Source organism: Gordonia sp. Swx-4 (assembly GCF_030316175.1).
Taxonomy (GTDB): domain Bacteria; phylum Actinomycetota; class Actinomycetes; order Mycobacteriales; family Mycobacteriaceae; genus Gordonia; species Gordonia alkanivorans.
Genome location: NZ_CP128197.1, coordinates 1,124,214 through 1,141,466, shown reverse-complemented (window position 1 = coordinate 1,141,466; position 17,253 = coordinate 1,124,214). Strand labels below are relative to the sequence as shown.

Annotated in this window: 11 protein-coding genes; 3 read left to right on the top strand and 8 right to left on the bottom strand. The window is 66.4% G+C overall.

Translation table 11 applies throughout. From position 1 onward, the window contains the following. Positions 1–11 precede the first annotated feature (11 nt). The 3 genes from PWF70_RS05215 to PWF70_RS05205 are packed head-to-tail and all read left to right on the top strand — an operon-like array spanning position 12 to position 2,650. Positions 12–383, top strand: a complete 372-nt coding sequence (locus tag PWF70_RS05215; protein WP_127963658.1) for a VOC family protein — start codon at positions 12–14, stop codon at positions 381–383. A gap of 51 nt (positions 384–434) precedes the next feature. Then, positions 435–1,658, top strand: coding sequence for a glutaminase A (glsA, locus tag PWF70_RS05210; protein ID WP_286352872.1), 1,224 nt, complete (start codon positions 435–437; stop codon positions 1,656–1,658). Then, positions 1,658–2,650 (top strand): alpha/beta hydrolase family protein, encoded by a 993-nt coding sequence (locus PWF70_RS05205; protein ID WP_042375546.1) that lies wholly within the window; start codon positions 1,658–1,660, stop codon positions 2,648–2,650. Before glsA ends, PWF70_RS05205 begins: the two co-directional genes overlap by 1 nt. A gap of 66 nt (positions 2,651–2,716) precedes the next feature. Here PWF70_RS05205 and PWF70_RS05200 read toward each other — a convergent pair whose 3' ends face one another. The 8 genes from PWF70_RS05200 to PWF70_RS05165 all read right to left on the bottom strand — a co-directional run bounded on the left by PWF70_RS05200 (position 2,717) and on the right by PWF70_RS05165 (position 17,251). Next, the gene (locus tag PWF70_RS05200; protein ID WP_006358248.1) at positions 2,717–6,673 is read right to left on the bottom strand and encodes a DNA-directed RNA polymerase subunit beta'; all 3,957 of its coding nucleotides are present in this window, start codon (positions 6,671–6,673) and stop codon (positions 2,717–2,719) included. Between the two features lie 38 nt (positions 6,674–6,711). Next, positions 6,712–10,200, bottom strand: coding sequence for a DNA-directed RNA polymerase subunit beta (gene rpoB, locus PWF70_RS05195; RefSeq protein WP_042375549.1), 3,489 nt, complete (start codon positions 10,198–10,200; stop codon positions 6,712–6,714). Positions 10,201–10,547: 347 nt separating this feature from the next. Further along, positions 10,548–11,450 carry a hypothetical protein gene (locus PWF70_RS05190; RefSeq protein WP_035753262.1) on the bottom strand — a complete coding sequence of 301 codons (903 nt, stop codon included), beginning with the start codon at positions 11,448–11,450 and terminating at the stop codon, positions 10,548–10,550. Next, positions 11,450–12,133 carry a hypothetical protein gene (locus PWF70_RS05185; RefSeq protein ID WP_006358245.1) on the bottom strand — a complete coding sequence of 228 codons (684 nt, stop codon included), beginning with the start codon at positions 12,131–12,133 and terminating at the stop codon, positions 11,450–11,452. The genes PWF70_RS05190 and PWF70_RS05185 overlap by 1 nt, the downstream gene beginning before the upstream one ends. Positions 12,134–12,226: 93 nt before the next feature. Next, positions 12,227–13,468, bottom strand: a complete 1,242-nt coding sequence (locus PWF70_RS05180) for an MCE family protein (protein ID WP_075862953.1) — start codon at positions 13,466–13,468, stop codon at positions 12,227–12,229. Next, positions 13,465–14,802, bottom strand: a complete 1,338-nt coding sequence (locus PWF70_RS05175; protein ID WP_286352871.1) for an MCE family protein — start codon at positions 14,800–14,802, stop codon at positions 13,465–13,467. The genes PWF70_RS05180 and PWF70_RS05175 overlap by 4 nt, the downstream gene beginning before the upstream one ends. Further along, positions 14,802–16,166, bottom strand: a complete 1,365-nt coding sequence (locus PWF70_RS05170; protein ID WP_286352870.1) for an MCE family protein — start codon at positions 16,164–16,166, stop codon at positions 14,802–14,804. The genes PWF70_RS05175 and PWF70_RS05170 overlap by 1 nt, the downstream gene beginning before the upstream one ends. After that, complete coding sequence (locus PWF70_RS05165; RefSeq protein WP_006358241.1) at positions 16,166–17,251, bottom strand: MCE family protein; 1,086 nt, start codon at positions 17,249–17,251, stop codon at positions 16,166–16,168. Before PWF70_RS05165 ends, PWF70_RS05170 begins: the two co-directional genes overlap by 1 nt. Positions 17,252–17,253 lie beyond the last annotated feature (2 nt).

Below are 17,253 nucleotides of genomic sequence, written 5' to 3'. Positions count from 1 at the left end.
CAGGAGGAACCGTGAACTGGACACTCGAAGTCGTCACCCTGCCCGTCACGGACGTCGATCGCACCAAGGCGTTCTACGAGTCGATCGGGTTCAACCCCGATCACGATCACACCGTGAGTGAGGAGATCCGCTTCGTCCAGATGACGCCTCCCGGGTCGAACTGCTCCATCGCCTTCGGCAAAGGCCTCACCGACAAGGTCCCCGGGTCCACCGGACCGATCATCATCTGCGTCACCGACATCAACGCCGCCCGCGATCAACTGCTGGCCGCCGGCGTCGATCCCGGCGAGGTCGACGTGCAGCCGTGGGGGCACTTCGTGTACTTCGCCGACCCCGACGGCAACCAGTGGTCCGTGCAGTATCTGCCGTATCGCGACAACTGACTGCTGCACCACCGAACGCAGGACCACCGACGGTCGCGGATACGGTGGGATATGCGATCCCCCATCGACGACTATCTCCACCAGGTTCTCCAGGACTGCCGCGACGACGACGCCGGGGACGTCATGTCCGGCAATCGTGAACTCGAGCGGGCGGATCCGTCGTCGTTCGGCATCGCTCTGGCGACCGTCGACGGGACCGTCTACACCGCGGGCGACGCCGATCACGAGTTCACCATGCAGTCCATCGCGAAGCTGCCCGCCTACGCACTCGCGCTGCGGGACCGGGGACTCGACGGCGTTCTCGACCGCGTGGACACCGAGCCGTCCGGTGACGCCTTCAACGAGATCTCCCTCGAGGCCGAGACCGGTCGCCCCCGCAACGCCCTCATCAACGCCGGCGCCATCGCGGTCCACGGCATGGTCGACGGCGACGGCGCCACCGAACGGGTCGACCGCATCGTCGACCTGGTGAGCACCCTCGCCGGACGAGAACTTTCCGTGGACAGCGACGTGCATTCCGCCGAGCTCGCCTCCGACGACCACAACACCGCACTCGCCTACCTGCTGCGGTCCGCGGGCAAGCTCGAATACGAACCCGACGAAGTCGTCGACGGATATGCCGCCCAGTGCGCGATCAAGGTGAGCTGTCGCGACCTCGCGGTCATGGGATCGGTCCTCGCCAACGGCGGACTCTCCACGACGAACGACGACGAGAGCCTCCTCGAGGGTTGGATCACCCGGCACCTGCTGTCGGTGATGGCCACCTGCGGGATGTACGACGGCAGCGGCAGCTGGATGGCAAGGGTCGGGATACCCGCGAAAAGCGGTGTGAGCGGGGCGATCCTGGGAGTGCTGCCCGGCCAGGTCGGGGTCGCGGTGTGGTCGCCACGACTCGACGAGCAGGGCAACAGCGTGCGCGGCGTCGCCGTGTTCGAAAGGCTCTCCCACGACATGGAACTGCACATGATGCACGTCGCGCCGTCAGGCATGCCGGCATTGCGCTCGGTCCACGAAGACAATGGTGCGACGGTCGTCGAACTCCAGGGCGACGTGCGCTTCGCGGGTGCCGAGATCATCGCAAGCCGTGCGTGTGAGGGCTTTTCGACCGACAAGGTGATCATCGACCTCACCCACGTCCGTGTCATGGACGACGCCGCCCGCGGACTGCTGCGCGAGGTCGCCAAGCGCCTGGGTGACGACCACGACACCCACATCGAGGACCCGAACGAACTGATGGACGAAGGCCCCGACGACCAGGACACCGACGAGAAATGATGAACCCGACACGGTTCCGCGTGCCCTGGATCGCAACCCTCGCCGCCATCGTCGTGCTCCTCGGGGTGACACCGGCATCCGTTCCGGCCGCGCCGGCCACGCGTCCCGTGGACGTGTCGTCGTCTGTGGCCACCGAATGCGCGGGCAAACCCGTGCGGGTCGACGCGCGATGGTATTTCCCCGCCGGCCGGCCCACCGCTCTCGTCTGGCTCCAACACGGCTTCTCCCGTAGCGCAGCGAATCTCGACGCCCTGGCGCGCTCCTATGCGAACTCAGGCTTCCTCGTCGTGAGCCCGACACTCGACTCGGTGAACCTCGGCGGGTGCGCCGTCGCGTACAACATCGCCGACAACGCGGCCTTCGCCCGCACCATCGGCGGGGTGTTCGGCTCGGGCCGCGACGCCGACAGCCCGCTCGGTGCCAGTCTCGTCCGGGCACGGGACGCCGCCCACCGGCCCGACGTGACGATGCCGTACCGGATGGTGTTCGCCGGGCATTCGGCCGGCGGCGAGTTCGTGGTGGTCGCGGCCGACGCACTCCGCCGAACGGACCCGGTCGCCTACCGGCGCCTGGCGGGACTCATGCTGTTCGACCCCGTCAACTCCTTCTTCGGCGACCACTTCTCCTCCGCCGCAGCATCTCTCGGTGCCGAGCGGGTCCCGATCCGGGTGATCGCCTCGCAGCCGTCGGTGTCCAACTCCTTCGAGTCCGGGGTGGCCGTCCTCGAGCGGACGACCCGGCAGGAGTTCCTCGGCTCGCGACTGGTCACCGGCATCCACATCGATGCCGAAGGCGAGTCCACCGACCTGATCGGTGAACTGTCCGAACTCGCCGTGCCGCGTCCGCGAAACGGCCGGGTCATCCGCACCCTGGCCACCGGATGGTCGTCGGACATGGTGGCCGGCACCGTGACCCCGACCTACTACCCCGGCGGACGCTACTACGACCTCCTCCTCTCGACCCGCACCGTCACCACCCTCCCCGTGCGCTGAGACACCCCGGACAGCGAAAAGCCCTCGCACTCAACGAGTGCGAGGGCTTTTCAGCTGAAGTACGGCTTACCGGTATTCGTTGGAGAAACCGTAGTCGTCCAGCGGCACCGCAGCGCCGGCCGGAGCACCGAAGGTGCCGTCCGGGCTGTAGTAGGTGTCGTCGTAGGACGGCACCGCGTAGGCCGCGGCACGTGCCTCTTCGGTGGGCTGAACCTGGATGTTGCGGTAACGGTTGATACCGGTACCGGCCGGGATCAGCTTACCGATGATCACGTTCTCCTTCAGACCGATCAGCTTGTCGCTGCGGCTGTTGATCGCCGCGTCGGTCAGGACACGCGTGGTCTCCTGGAACGACGCCGCCGACAGCCACGACTCGGTCGCGAGCGAGGCCTTGGTGATACCCATGAGCACCGGACGTCCGGCTGCGGGCTCGCCACCCTCGGTGACCACCTGACGGTTGGCCGCCTCGAACTCGGCACGCTCGACGAGCGAACCGGGCAGGAACTCGGTCGCACCGTGATCGATGATCGTCACGCGACGCAGCATCTGACGAACGATCGTCTCGATGTGCTTGTCGTGGATCGACACACCCTGGCTGCGGTAGACCTCCTGGACCTCGTTGACCAGGTGGATCTGCACCTGACGGGGACCCATGACACGCAGGACCTCGTGCGGGTTGGCCGAGCCCTCCATGAGCTGCTGGCCGACCTCGACGTGGTCACCGTCGGCGAGGAGCCGCTCGGTTCCGTCGTCGTGCTTGAACACGCGCAGACGCTGACGCTTCGAGATCTTGTCGATGACGACCTCTTCGGAACCGTCGTCCGGGATGATCGTGATCTTGTAGAAGCGGTCGTCGTCCTCGAGGCGAATCCGGCCCGAGACCTCCGCGATCGGCGCGACGCCCTTGGGGACGCGGGCCTCGAAGAGCTCCTGGACACGAGGCAGACCACCGGTGATGTCGTCACCGACGCCACCCTGGTGGAACGTACGCATCGTCAGCTGGGTACCGGGCTCACCGATCGACTGGGCCGCGATGATACCGACGGCCTCACCGATGTCGACGAGCTTGCCGGTGGCCATCGAACGGCCGTAGCAGTGCGCACACACACCGGTGCCGGTGGCACAGGTGAGGACCGACCGGACCTTGACCTGGGCGATGCCGGCCGCGAGGAGAGCCTCGATGGCCGGGTCGCCGAGATCGTGGCCGCGCTCGACGACGACGTTGCCGTCGGCGTCGACCGCGTCGGCGGCCAGGGTGCGTGCGTACGCCGAGGTCTCGACATGCGCGTCGCGGATGATCGAGCCGTCCGGCTGCTTCTCACCCAGCGGCACGTTGATGCCGCGCTCGGTGCCACAGTCGGTCTCGCGAACGATGACGTCCTGCGACACGTCGACCAGACGACGGGTCAGGTAACCCGAGTCGGCGGTACGGAGAGCCGTGTCCGCCAGACCCTTACGGGCACCGTGCGTGTTGATGAAGTACTCGGCGACGGTCAGGCCCTCGCGGAACGAGGACTTGATCGGACGCGGGATGAACTCACCCTTCGGGTTGGTCACCAGACCCTTCATGCCCGACAGGTTACGAACCTGCGTCAGGTTACCGGTGGCACCCGACTTCGGGATCATGATGATCGGGTTGTCTTCGGGGTAGTACTCCTCCATGGCCTTACCGACTTCTTCGGTGGCCTGCTTCCAGATCTCCACCAGTGCGTCGCGACGCTCGTCCGGCGTGAGGGCACCGCGCTGGAACTTGCGCTCCAGGCCGTCGGCGCGCTCCTCGTAACGGTCGAGGATCTCCGCCTTCTGCGGCGGCACGAGCACGTCGGCCATCGACACGGTGACGCCCGAACGGGTGGCCCAGTAGAAGCCGACGTCCTTGAGCTTGTCGACGGTCTGGGCGACCACGATCATCGGGTAGCGCTCGGCGAGATCGTTGATGATCGCGGCCTGACGCTTCTTCGGCATCTGCTCGTCGACGAACGGGTACTCGATCGGCAGCAGCTCGTTGAAGAGCACGCGGCCCAGCGTGGTGATGGTGGTCCACGGCTGACCGAAACGCCATCCTTCGGGGAACAGCTCGGCCTCGACCTCGGCCGGCGGACGCTGACCGGTCAGACGCACCTTGATGCGCGACTGGACGGTGAGCTGACCGCGGTCGACGGCCATGATGGCCTCGGCCGGGCTCGAGTAGACACCGCGTTCGATGTCGTCGGCGGTCGCCGGGGTGTACTCGCCTTCCGCACCCTCCTTGAGGGAGGTCAGGTAGTACAGACCGGTCACCATGTCCAGACGCGGCATGGCGAGCGGGCGGCCCGATGCCGGCGACAGGATGTTGTTCGACGACAGCATCAGGATGCGTGCCTCGGCCTGCGCCTCCGCGGACAGCGGGAGGTGCACGGCCATCTGGTCACCGTCGAAGTCGGCGTTGAAGGCCTCACACACGAGCGGGTGCAGCTGGATGGCCTTGCCCTCCACCAGCTGCGGCTCGAAGGCCTGGATGCCGAGGCGGTGCAGCGTGGGTGCACGGTTCAGCAGAACCGGGTGCTCGGAGATGACCTCTTCGAGGACGTCCCACACCGCGGGGCGCTGACGCTCGACCATGCGCTTGGCCGACTTGATGTTCTGGGCCTGGTTCAGGTCGACCAGACGCTTCATCACGAACGGCTTGAACAGCTCGAGAGCCATCAGCTTCGGCAGACCACACTGGTGCAGCTTCAGCTGCGGGCCGACGACGATGACCGAACGGCCCGAGTAGTCGACGCGCTTGCCGAGGAGGTTCTGACGGAAACGACCCTGCTTGCCCTTGAGCAGATCGCTCAGGGACTTCAGCGGGCGGTTGCCCGGGCCGGTGACCGGACGGCCACGACGGCCGTTGTCGAACAGGGCGTCGACCGACTCCTGCAGCATCCGCTTCTCGTTGTTCACGATGATCTCGGGGGCACCGAGGTCGATCAGACGCTTGAGGCGGTTGTTGCGGTTGATGACGCGGCGGTACAGGTCGTTCAGGTCGGAGGTCGCGAAGCGGCCACCGTCGAGCTGAACCATCGGACGCAGCTCCGGCGGGATCACCGGCACGGCGTCGAGGACCATGCCCAGCGGCGAGTTGCCCGACTGCTGGAACGCGGCGACGACCTTCAGGCGCTTGAGAGCACGGAGCTTCTTCTGGCCCTTGCCGCTGCGGATGGTCTCGCGCAGCGACTCGGCCTCGGCGTCGATGTCGAAGGTCTCGAGGAGCTTCTTGATCGCCTCGGCACCCATCGAACCCTGGAAGTACTCGCCGTAGCGCTCTTCGAGCTGGCGGTACAGCTTCTCGTCGATGATGAGGTCGCCCGGGGCGAGCTTGACGAACTTGTCCCAGATCTCCTCGAGACCGTCGAGCTCACGCTGAGCGGAGTCGCGCATACGACGCATCTCGCGCTCGGCACCGTCGCGCACCTTGCGGCGCACGTCGGCCTTGGCACCCTCGGCCTCGAGCTCGGCGAGATCCTGCTCGAGCTTCTGCTGACGCTCGTTCAGGTCGGCGTCGCGCTGATCGGCGACGGCCTTCTTCTCGACCTCCATCTCGGCCTCGAGGGTCGAGAGCTCGTTGTGACGCAGTTCGTCGTCGACGGCGGTGATCACGTAGGCGGCGAAGTAGATGATCTTCTCGAGATCCTTCGGCGCCAGGTCGAGCAGGTAGCCCAGCCGGCTCGGCACACCCTTGAAGTACCAGATGTGCGTGACCGGTGCGGCCAGTTCGATGTGGCCCATGCGCTCACGGCGCACCTTGGCCTTGGTCACCTCGACGCCGCAGCGCTCGCAGATGATGCCCTTGAAGCGGACGCGCTTGTACTTACCGCAGTAGCACTCCCAGTCGCGGGTCGGTCCGAAGATCTTCTCGCAGAACAGGCCGTCCTTCTCGGGCTTGAGCGTGCGGTAGTTGATCGTCTCCGGCTTCTTGACCTCACCGTATGACCAGTTGTGGATGTCGTCGGCCGTGGCCAGGCCGATCTTCAGTTCGTCGAAAAAGTTGACGTCGAGCACTTGTTACCTTTCCAGAGCTCTGTTGTCAGTGGTGAGGATCAGTTGGCGAGGTCGTCGACGGTTGCCGACTCGTTGCGCGACAGGTTGATTCCGAGGTTGGCAGCAGCGCGCTCCAGGTCCTCGTCGTCGGTGTCGTGCATCTCGATGGCGGCACCGTCGGAGCTGAGCACCTCGACGTTCAGGCAGAGCGACTGAAGTTCCTTCAGAAGCACCTTGAACGACTCGGGGATACCCGGTTCCGGGATGTTCTCGCCCTTGACGATCGCCTCGTAGACCTTCACGCGGCCCACCACGTCGTCCGACTTGATGGTGAGCAGCTCCTGCAGGGTGTAGGCGGCGCCGTACGCCTGCATCGCCCAACACTCCATCTCACCGAAGCGCTGACCACCGAACTGCGCCTTACCACCCAGCGGCTGCTGGGTGATCATCGAGTACGGACCGGTCGAACGAGCGTGGATCTTGTCGTCGACCAGGTGGTGCAGCTTGATGATGTACATGTAGCCGACCGCCACGGGGTACGGGAACGGCTCGCCGGAACGACCGTCGAACAGCGTCGCCTTGCCGTCGCCGTTGACCATGACCTCGCCGTCGCGGTTGGGCAGCGTCGAGGACAGCAGTCCGGTCAGCTCCTCCTCACGCGCACCGTCGAACACCGGGGTGGCGGTGTTGGTGTCGGGCTCCGCCGAGTACATGTCCTCGGGCAGGTTCGAGGCCCACTCCGGGACGCCCTCGGCCACGTTGATGTTCCAGCCGGCCTTGGCGATCCACCCGAGGTGGGTCTCCAGGATCTGGCCGATGTTCATACGACGCGGGACACCGTGGGTGTTCAGGATGATGTCGACCGGGGTGCCGTCGGGCAGGAACGGCATGTCCTCCTGAGGGAGGATCTTGCCGATGACGCCCTTGTTGCCGTGACGACCGGCGAGCTTGTCGCCGTCCTGGATCTTGCGCTTCTGGGCCACGTAGACGCGGACCAGCTCGTTGACGCCCGGCGCGAGATCGTCGTCGTCGTCGCGGCTGAACACGCGCACGCCGATGACCTTGCCGGTCTCGCCGTGGGGCACCTTCAGCGAGGTGTCGCGAACCTCACGGGCCTTCTCACCGAAGATGGCACGCAGCAGACGCTCTTCCGGGGTCAGCTCGGTCTCGCCCTTCGGGGTGACCTTGCCGACCAGGATGTCGCCGTCGCGGACCTCGGCACCGATGCGCACGATGCCGCGCTCGTCGAGGTCGGCGAGGACCTCGTCGGAGACGTTCGGGATGTCCCGGGTGATCTCCTCGGCACCGAGCTTGGTGTCGCGGGCGTCGATCTCGTGCTCCTCGATGTGGATCGAGGTCAGGACGTCCTCTTCCACGAGGCGCTGCGACAGGATGATCGCGTCCTCGTAGTTGTGGCCCTCCCACGGCATGATCGCCACGAGCAGGTTCTTGCCGAGCGCCATCTCACCGTTCTCGGTGCAGGGGCCGTCGGCGAGGACCTGGCCGGCCTCCACGCGCTGGCCCTCGTCCACGATCGGACGCTGGTTGGCGCAGGTGCCGTGGTTCGAACGCGCGAACTTGCGCATCCGGTAGGTGTCACGGGTGCCCTCGTCGGACATGACGGTGATGTAGTCGGCCGAGACCTCTTCGACCACACCGGTCTTGGACGACACGATGACGTCACCGGCGTCGACGGCGGCACGGAGCTCCATACCGGTACCGACCAGCGGCGACTCGTTGCGCACCAGCGGCACGGCCTGACGCTGCATGTTCGCACCCATCAGGGCGCGGTTCGCGTCGTCGTGCTCGAGGAACGGGATCATCGCGGTCGCGACCGACACCATCTGGCGCGGCGAGACGTCGAGGTACTCGACATCGGTGGCGCCCACGAACTCCACCTCGGAGCCCTTCTTGCGCACCAGCACACGCTCGTCGGTGATACGGCCGCTGCCGTCGAAGTTGGTGTTGGCCTGACCGATGAGGAAGCGATCCTCCTCGTCAGCGGTCATGTACTGGATCTCGTCGGTGACGACACCGTCGACGACCTTGCGGTACGGGGTCTCGATGAAACCGAACGGGTTGACCCGTGCGTACACCGAGAGCGAACCGATCAGACCGATGTTCGGACCCTCAGGGGTCTCGATCGGGCACATACGGCCGTAGTGCGACGGGTGGACGTCGCGCACCTCGAGGCCGGCACGCTCACGACTCAGACCGCCCGGGCCCAGCGCCGACAGACGACGCTTGTGGGTCAGACCCGACAGCGGGTTGTTCTGGTCCATGAACTGCGACAGCTGGCTGGTGCCGAAGAACTCCTTGATCGCCGCCACGACGGGACGGATGTTGATCAGGGTCTGCGGGGTGATCGCCTCGACGTCCTGGGTGGTCATGCGCTCACGCACGACACGCTCCATACGCGAGAGGCCCACGCGGATCTGGTTCTGGATCAGCTCGCCGACGGTACGCAGACGACGGTTGCCGAAGTGGTCGATGTCGTCGACCTCGACGGGAACCTCCACACCACCGGGGACGGTCATGTAGGTGGTCGTGTGCGGGTCGGCCTCGTGCAGACGCACCAGGTACTCGACGGTCGCGATGATGTCCTCGCGGGTCAGGGTCGACTCGCCGGTCATCGGGTTGCCCGTCAGACCCAGCTTCTTGTTGACCTTGTAGCGGCCCACACGGGCGAGGTCGTAGCGCTTGTCCTTGAAGAACAGGTTCTCCAGGAGGTTCTCCGCGGACTCCTTGGTCGGCGGCTCACCCGGACGCAGCTTGCGGTAGACCTCGAGCAGCGCCTCGTCCTGGTTGGCGGTGTTGTCCTTCTCCAGGGTCGACATCATGATCTCGGAGAAGCCGAAGCGCTCGGTGATCTCCTCGGTGGTGAAGCCGAGGGCCTTGAGCAGCACGGTGACCGGCTGACGGCGCTTGCGGTCGATACGCACACCCACGGTGTCGCGCTTGTCGACGTCGAACTCCAGCCACGCACCGCGACCCGGGATCACCTTGACGGTGTGCAGGGTCTTCTCGGTGGCCTTGTCGATCGCGGCGTCGAAGTACACGCCGGGGCTGCGGACCAGCTGGCTCACCACGACACGCTCGGTGCCGTTGATGATGAAGCTGCCCTTGTCGGTCATGATCGGGAAGTCGCCCATGAAGACGGTCTGCGACTTGATCTCACCGGTGTTGTTGTTGATGAACTCAGCGGTGACGAACAGCGGCGCCGCGTAGGTCATGTCCTTGTCCTTGCACTCCTCGACGGAGGCCTTGACCTCGTCGAAGTGCGGCTCGGAGAACGACAGGGACATCGACCCGGAGAAGTCCTCGATAGGGGACAGCTCGTGGAGGATGTCCTCCAGCCCGCCCGTCGGGTTCTCTTCTCCGCGGGCGATCGCCTTGGCGCGCCACTCCGGGGACCCGACGAGCCATTCGAAGGAATCGAGTTGGAGGTCGAGGAGGCCGGGAACCTCCAGCGGCTCGCTGATCTTTGCAAACGACGCGCGATGCGGCGCGCCGGGGATTGTTGAGGTGGACTGGCGGTTGACTGCCAAGATGCGTCCTTCCAACACGACGTTATTCACAACCTAGATGTGCGGTGGCTTGATGGGCCGTTCGCTGGTGACACCCTGAGATCGGCGATCACCGCAGCACACACATACAAGGAGTGGCCGAAGAAGGATCGATAGATGGACAGGAGGCAGCCAGCGCAACGTCCAACTGTAGCAGAAAATAGACGTCCTTTGTCAAGTCCGTCGAGAAACGATTTCGCACGGGTGGCTGCCTGCACGTCAATCGCTGGTCACAGCCTGGCCTGACAACGCCGAAACGTCAAGCGGTACGCGCCAATTTCGCGAACTTGTCCCCGGAGTCGTCCGACCGCCTGGCGGTCACGCCCGGATCAGAAGGGCTCGACGCCCTGGATCCGCCACGTGTCGCCCTCCTTGACCATGGCGAACTGCGCACGCGGGGCACCGCTGTTGGTGGCCATGCTGTTCTGCGTCTCGCTGATGATCATGTTCGCGATCACGGTCGCGTGGGCGCCGTCGCCGCCGCCGGTCAGATCCTTGACGCCGAGGGCGTCGACCCGGCACTCGGCACCGGTCTTGGTCTGGGTGATCAGGTCCTTCTGCGCCTTGAAGGTCTTGTCGAACTCTTCCCGCGCCTGACCGGTCAACGCATCCTGGGCACGCTTCTGCCAGGCGTCGAGTTCGGTGTGCTCGTAACCGAAGATCGCGCAGATCCGTTCCTGTGCCTGCCCGGTCAACTGCGACGTGGCCTCCTGGTCGACGAAGGCTTTGTTGGGACCCACGTCGGCACCGGGATGGAAGGCGAGGACCACGGCGACGATGCCGAGGACCACCGCGGCCGCGGCGAGGATCGCCGCGAGCGGGGCCGCACGCTTCTTCCTGCCCTCGGCACTCCCCTGCCGGCCGGGCCGGCCCATCGGGCGGTTCGACGAGGTGTCCTCATCGGTTCTGCCGGCTGCGCTGGGACGCAGGGTCGAGACCCGGGAGACGGGCCTGGTCTTCGGCTTGGTGAGGTCGGGCTTCGCGGGGGCGGTGTCGGTGTCGGCGGCGTCGACGGAGCTCGAGGTGTCGTCACCGGACCCTTCGTGGCTCGTCGACTCGCTCCGCTCGCCCGGCCCGGCGGCTTTCGCTCCTTGCACCTCAGGGAGCGCGGGTGCCGACGCATCGACCTCGGGGGCATCGGGTGTCTGCCCGGGCTGCGTGGCACGGGTGTGTCCGGCGACCTTCGGCGTCGGACGACGCTTGCCTGCGGGCTTCTTCGGGTTCTGGGCCATCAGTTTCCGCCTCCCGGTGCCGGCGCGGGCGCCTGTCCGTTACCCGACTGTCCCGCGTCGGCGTAGGCGATGCCTTCCAGGCCGAGGAGGTTCTCGGCCTTCCAGGTGTCGCCGTCCTTGATCATGCTGACGTCGAATCCGCGCGTCTCGTCGACGCCGGGCTGGCCGGGCCGCTCGAGGGTCGTGATGACGTAGACGAGGACCTTCGCCTTGCCCTCGTCGGGGTTGACCTCGCTCGGCGCGCTGCGCACCAGGCGGGCGCTCAGCTTGGCGGCGTCCGGGCCGGCATTCGACAGCATGTCGAGGACGCTCCCGTCCTTGCCGCCGAGCACCTCGTTCTTGGCCTTGCCGGTCAGCGACGCCTCGGCGCGCTCCCGGAAACCGTCGAGGTCGGCGGGATCGATCGTGGTGATGTTGAGGACGGCCTGTTCGGCCGCCTGGGTCGCGTCGTCACGCGTCTGCTGCGCCGGGTACTGGTTGGCATAGACGTCGTAGGCACGCACTCCGAACACGGCCACGCACACCACCGCCGCGATCACCGCGACGATCGCCAGCGCAAGCGGCGCGACGCCTGCGAGCCGCCTCAGCGCGGGTCGGGTGCCGGTGTTCTTCTCGGTCGGACCTGCATCCGGATCGGTCGAGCCGGTCGATGCAGAACCTGTGGGTTCGGGGGTGCCAGTCATAGCAGAAGACACTGTATAGATCGCTCCTGAGCGCAGGCCAAGGCCCGAGTGTCCGCACGAAGCGGAACCGGAGCCCTGGAAGGCCTGCGTCGTCTACTTGGGCCGCACGCCGAGCAGCGCTGCGAGCTGCTGGGCCAGCGGGTTGAGGTTCAGCTTGTCGGGGTCCTTCTTCGGCGTGGAATCCCACGGCTGCGGGTACGCCGGGTTGGCGTACTTCGCACGCTCCGCACTGCGCACACCCGTCGGGTTGCCCAGCGGCACAGTGCACTTGGCCTCCGTGTTGAACGGGAAGTCGTCGTAGTGCTTGTCGAAGTTCGGGTTCTTGCGCCGCATCTCCGCCATGATCGCGTCGGTGCCGCCATAGCCCCGCGTACAGGCCGCCGGGTTGTTGGTCTCGAGGACGACGCCGAAGTGGATCTGGCCGTCGCCGGGTGCCGGTGAGTGGCTGCCCGCCGACAGAGCGGAGAGCATCGCGAAGGTCGTCGAGATGTTGTAGGTCGCCGGCTCGATGGTGCGGGACACCTCGGCGAGATCCTTCACCACCTTGGAGATGTCGTTGCCGTTCTTCTGGATCAGCTCGGAGATCTGCGTGGCCGACAGCGTGCCGGTGGTGAGCAGACGTCGGAGGTCGGGGTCGGAGCTCGCGAGGGTCGCGGTGACCAGGTCGAGGTTCCGCGACCACGTGAGGATCGCATCCGACTGGTCTGCCTGCGTGGCGAGCACGACATTGGAATCCTGGATGAGCGAGACGACCTCGGGCAGGTTGTCGACGCCCGCGCGCGACAGCTTGCCGAGCGAATCGACCAGGCGGGTGAGGTTCTCACTCTGACCGTTGAACGCCTTGCCGAGTTCGGTGATGACCGTGTGCAGGTCGTCGACCGGGATCGACGAGGTGAAGTCGATGGCCGACTTCACGACGTCCTCGAGCGGCTCGGGCAGCTGGTACTTGGTGATGACGTCGCCCGCCTTGAGGTACGGACCCGACGAGGTCGTCGGCTGCAGGTCGACGTACTGCTCACCGATCGCCGATCGCGAGGCGACGACGGCGGTCGCCGACGCCGGGATGTCCGGGCCGCCCTTGTCGATGTCGAGCTTCACGTCGACGCCGGACTTGGTCAGCGTGAGTCCGCCGACGCGCCCCACCGGCACACCCTGGTAGGTGACCTCGGCGTTGGTGAAGATGCCGCCGGAGTCGGGCAGCTGCGCGGTGACCGAGTACATGCCGACGCCGGCCAGCTTGTCGAGTCGCGCGTACTTCGCGCCCACATAGACCAGCGCCACCAGGCCGACGACGACGAACACGATCAGCTGGATCTTGACGAGCTTGCTGATCATCGTCCTGCTCCTGTCGGTGCCTCAGGGGTCTGCGACTTCGGCGCCAGACCCATCGCCGCGAGCGGGCCGTCGAGAACGCCCTGTCCGGGTTTGGCGGGTGTGGGCATCGGGCCGGCGCCGTCGGCGGACCGGGAGAACGATGCCGCCGGGTAGCGACCGCCGGACGGCGGGGTGTTCGGTCCGGGACGCCAGTTAGGGCCGGGCGGCAACAGGGTGATCGTCGGCCAGCCGTAGCGCGGTCCGTTGCCGTTGTAGTACGGGTTCCGCGGATCGACAGGCACCTTCACCCGGGCCGGGGGCGAGTACTTCGGTGTCCCCTGCCCCACGCCGAGCGCCTCGAGCTGGTTGAGGAGCCGGAGGTCCAACGTCATGAACAGGTTGGTCGAGTCGCCCTTGACACCGGGCAGCAGCCAGTCCGGGAACGGATGGGTCAGGACCAGCGGTGCGGCGGTGATCGCATCGGGCGCAGCAGCGGCGAGCTGGGTGAGCACGGGACGCAGTGCCTTGAGGTCGTTGATCAGCGCCTTGCGCGACTTGCCGAGCACGTCGGTGCCGACCTGACCGAGCTGGTCGAGCTTGGTCAGCAGGTCGACGAACTGCGGACGCTGCTCCTCCAGCACCTCGATGCCCTCGGGCAGCTGCTTGAGGATGCGGTCGATCTGATCGGTCTGCGCCGCGGTCCGTTCGGACAGGTCGGCGAGGCCGTCGATCGCGCCGATGATGTCGTCACGCTGGCGGTTGAGGCCGGCGATGAGCTTCTCGGTCTGGTCGATGAGGTCGCGGACCTTGCCGGCCCGGCCGTCGAGCGTCTTGTTCAGCTCGGTGACGATCGGCTGGATCTGGTTGATGCCGCCGCCGGTCAGCAGCAGCGCCAGCGCTCCGAGAACCTGCTCGATGTCGGTCGCGGTACGGGTTCGCGACGTGGGGATCGGCTGGGCCGGGTTCTGCCGCGGCGCGTCGGCGCTGCCGTCCGGCTCGGACAGGGACACGAACTTCTCGCCGAGCAGCGAGGTCTGCTGAACGCTCGCCTCGGCCTTGTCGGACAGGTCGACCTCGTTCTTGACCTCGACCGTGACCTGGGCGAACCACTGGTCATCAGGCACCTCGACCGCGGTCACGCGGCCGACGGGGATGCCGTCCCGCTTGACCATCGACTGGGGCACCAGGTCGAGCACGTCGTCGAACTGGATCTTGTAGGTGCGTGCGTTGTCGCCGGTGTCGACGCCGCCGGGTAGCGGCAGCGACTGGATGCCGTTGGACATACAACCCGACACCAGCACGGTCAGCGACAGGACCGCACCGGCCAGCGTCATCCGCATGGAGCGTCGGTTCATCAGTTGCCTCCCCGAGGACGTGGGGTGGTCGACTTGGTGGTCGACGACGATGCGGGTGCGCGTGCCGCCGGCGGCGCGGGAGTCCGCGACGACGGGGTTCCGATCTCGGGATCCGGGTTACCGGGAACCGTGCCGGGCACGGGCGCCTTCTGCAGCTTGTTGTTGCTCATGATGCCGAAGGGCAGCACGGGCAGCAGCGGCTCGAGCACACCGTCGGTGATCTGCTTGCCGAGCGCCTCACACTGGCTGATCAGCGGACGCAGCGTGTTGCTGAACTGCGTGGCCTGCGGGTTGCCCGGGAGCAACTGACCGAGGTCGAGCAGGCGGCACTGCGCACCGATCAGGTCCTGCAGATCCGGGATCGTCAGGCGCATCGACAGGGTTCCCGACTCCGCGTCGTAGGCGTTGATCAGATTGCTGATGGTGATCGGCAGGACGGTGAGGACCTCTTTGAGGTTGTTCTTCTCGTCGAGCAGCGCCTGCGTCGTCGGCTGCAGGTCCTTGACGGTCTCGCCGATCTGCTCGCGGTTGTCGTCGAGGAACTCCGCCACGTCGCCGAGGGCGAACGACAGCTTGTTCAGGGCCGACGCGAGCTGGTCGCGTTCGCCGGCGAGGAACTTGTTGAACGACGCCATCTGCGTGTTGAACTGCCGCACCTGGGCATCGTTCTCGCGCAGCGCGCCGACGAAGGTGTTGAGGTTCTTGACGGTGTCGAAGAGGTTGCCCCGCGAATCGCTGAGGGTCGTGGTGGCCTTCGACAGGTTCTCGATGGCCTCGCCGAGCTTCTCGCCGTTGCCCTCGAGGTTCGCGGCACTGGTCGCGACGAGTTCGCTCACCGCGCCCTGGCGGCCGGTGCCGTCGGTCTTGTTGGCGCCGTCGGGACCGAGCGCGTCCGACAGTTCCTTGACGCTGCGATACAACTCGTCGACCTCCACCGGAACCATCGTCTGGTTCACATCGAGGGTGATGTCGCGGGAGGCCTTCGGTCCGCCGGAGTAGGCGGGGGTCAGCTGGATGTAGCGGTCGGCAACCACGGACGGGATCACCTGCACGGCACGGACGTCCTCGGGCAGCGTGATGCCGCGGTCGACGGTCATCGTCACCTTCACGGTGTCGCCCTGTGGAGTCACCGAGTCGACCTTGCCCACGGCGACGCCGAGGATGCGCACGTCGGAACCCTCGTAGATGCCGACGGAACGCTTGAATGTCGCGGTGATCTTGGTGGTCCCCATCGAAGAGAACACCCACCACAGCGCGCCGGCGACAACCAGCGCGATGATCAGCCCGAGGACGAGCGCCACGATGTGGCGCGGTGTGAACCACCGGCCGGGACCGGAGGTCTGTGTGAGGTCTGGCGCGGTCATCAGCCTGCCTCCGTTCCGCCGTTGTTCTGTTCCAGCGTCTTCTTGTTCGGCGGACGTGTGGTGTTCTGTTGCGGCAGGGCCGGCGGCAGGAGGTTCACCACGGTCGACTCGAGCCAGCGGCCGTTGCCGAGCGCGTTGGCGTAGAGCCGGTAGAACGGCGCCATGTACTTGATCGAGTCCCGGATGTTCTGGTTCTGACGCTGCAGCAGTTCATTGACGCCCTTCAGCGCGTCGAGCGCCGGCCCGATCTGCTCCTCGTTGTCGCGCACGATGCCGGTGAGCGAGTCGCCGAGGCTCGTCGTGCTCGCGAGCAGCGCGGAGATGGCCTGCTGCCGGTTGTTGAGCTCGTCGAGGAGCTGTCCCGCACCGCCGATGAGGCGCACGAACTCCTCGTTGCGGTCGGCCAGCAGCTTCGACGTGTCCTTGGTGGCGGCGAGGAGCTTCTGCACCTCCTGGTCGCGGCTGGCGATCGTGTTGGACAGACGCGCCAGCCCGTCGAGCGCCGGACCGGTGGTGCCCGCGGTGCCCGAGAAGGCGTCGGAGAGCACGCGCATCGACTCGGCCAGCTGGTCGTTGTCGAAGTCCTCGATCTGATTCGCGGCGGCCGAGAACGCCTCGATGACGTCGTACGGGGCGACCGTGTCGGTCAGCGGGACGTCGGGATCGGCGGGCTCGCTGCCGCGCGGGTTCAGCGACAGGAACTTCTGACCCAGGATCGTCTTGATCTGGATCGACGCCTGCGTCTGGTCGCCGATCCAGGTGTTCTCCACCTTGAAGGTCACGTCGACCTTGTCGCCGTTGAGCTTCACCGCGTCGACCTCACCGACCTTCACACCGGCGACGCGCACCTCGTTACCGGGCTTGAGCCCGGCGGCCTCGGAGAACTTCGCGGTGTAGCGGGCTCCGGCACCGAGCAACGGGACGTCGGTCAGGTAGAACGCGCTGAGTCCCAGCATCATCAGGATCAGGATGCCGATGGCACCGATGCTCACCGGACTGCGTCGACCACCGAACCGGCGATGGGGGTGCTTCTTCGGCGCATCCGCCCGGGCTGCGTCGTCCTGGTTGTCGTTCTGGTCTGCCATCG

What these genes read in the sequence shown, in the direction of transcription:
- PWF70_RS05190 (WP_035753262.1), bottom strand. Translation starts at nt 11,450, where the DNA reads ATGGCCCAGAACCCGAAGAAGCCCGCAGGCAAGCGTCGTCCGACGCCG.
- PWF70_RS05175 (WP_286352871.1), bottom strand. Translation starts at nt 14,802, where the DNA reads ATGAACCGACGCTCCATGCGGATGACGCTGGCCGGTGCGGTCCTGTCG.
- PWF70_RS05170 (WP_286352870.1), bottom strand. Translation starts at nt 16,166, where the DNA reads ATGACCGCGCCAGACCTCACACAGACCTCCGGTCCCGGCCGGTGGTTC.
- PWF70_RS05185 (WP_006358245.1), bottom strand. Translation starts at nt 12,133, where the DNA reads ATGACTGGCACCCCCGAACCCACAGGTTCTGCATCGACCGGCTCGACC.
- PWF70_RS05205 (WP_042375546.1), top strand. Translation starts at nt 1,658, where the DNA reads ATGAACCCGACACGGTTCCGCGTGCCCTGGATCGCAACCCTCGCCGCC.
- PWF70_RS05165 (WP_006358241.1), bottom strand. Translation starts at nt 17,251, where the DNA reads ATGGCAGACCAGAACGACAACCAGGACGACGCAGCCCGGGCGGATGCG.
- glsA (WP_286352872.1), top strand. Translation starts at nt 435, where the DNA reads ATGCGATCCCCCATCGACGACTATCTCCACCAGGTTCTCCAGGACTGC.
- PWF70_RS05180 (WP_075862953.1), bottom strand. Translation starts at nt 13,468, where the DNA reads ATGATCAGCAAGCTCGTCAAGATCCAGCTGATCGTGTTCGTCGTCGTC.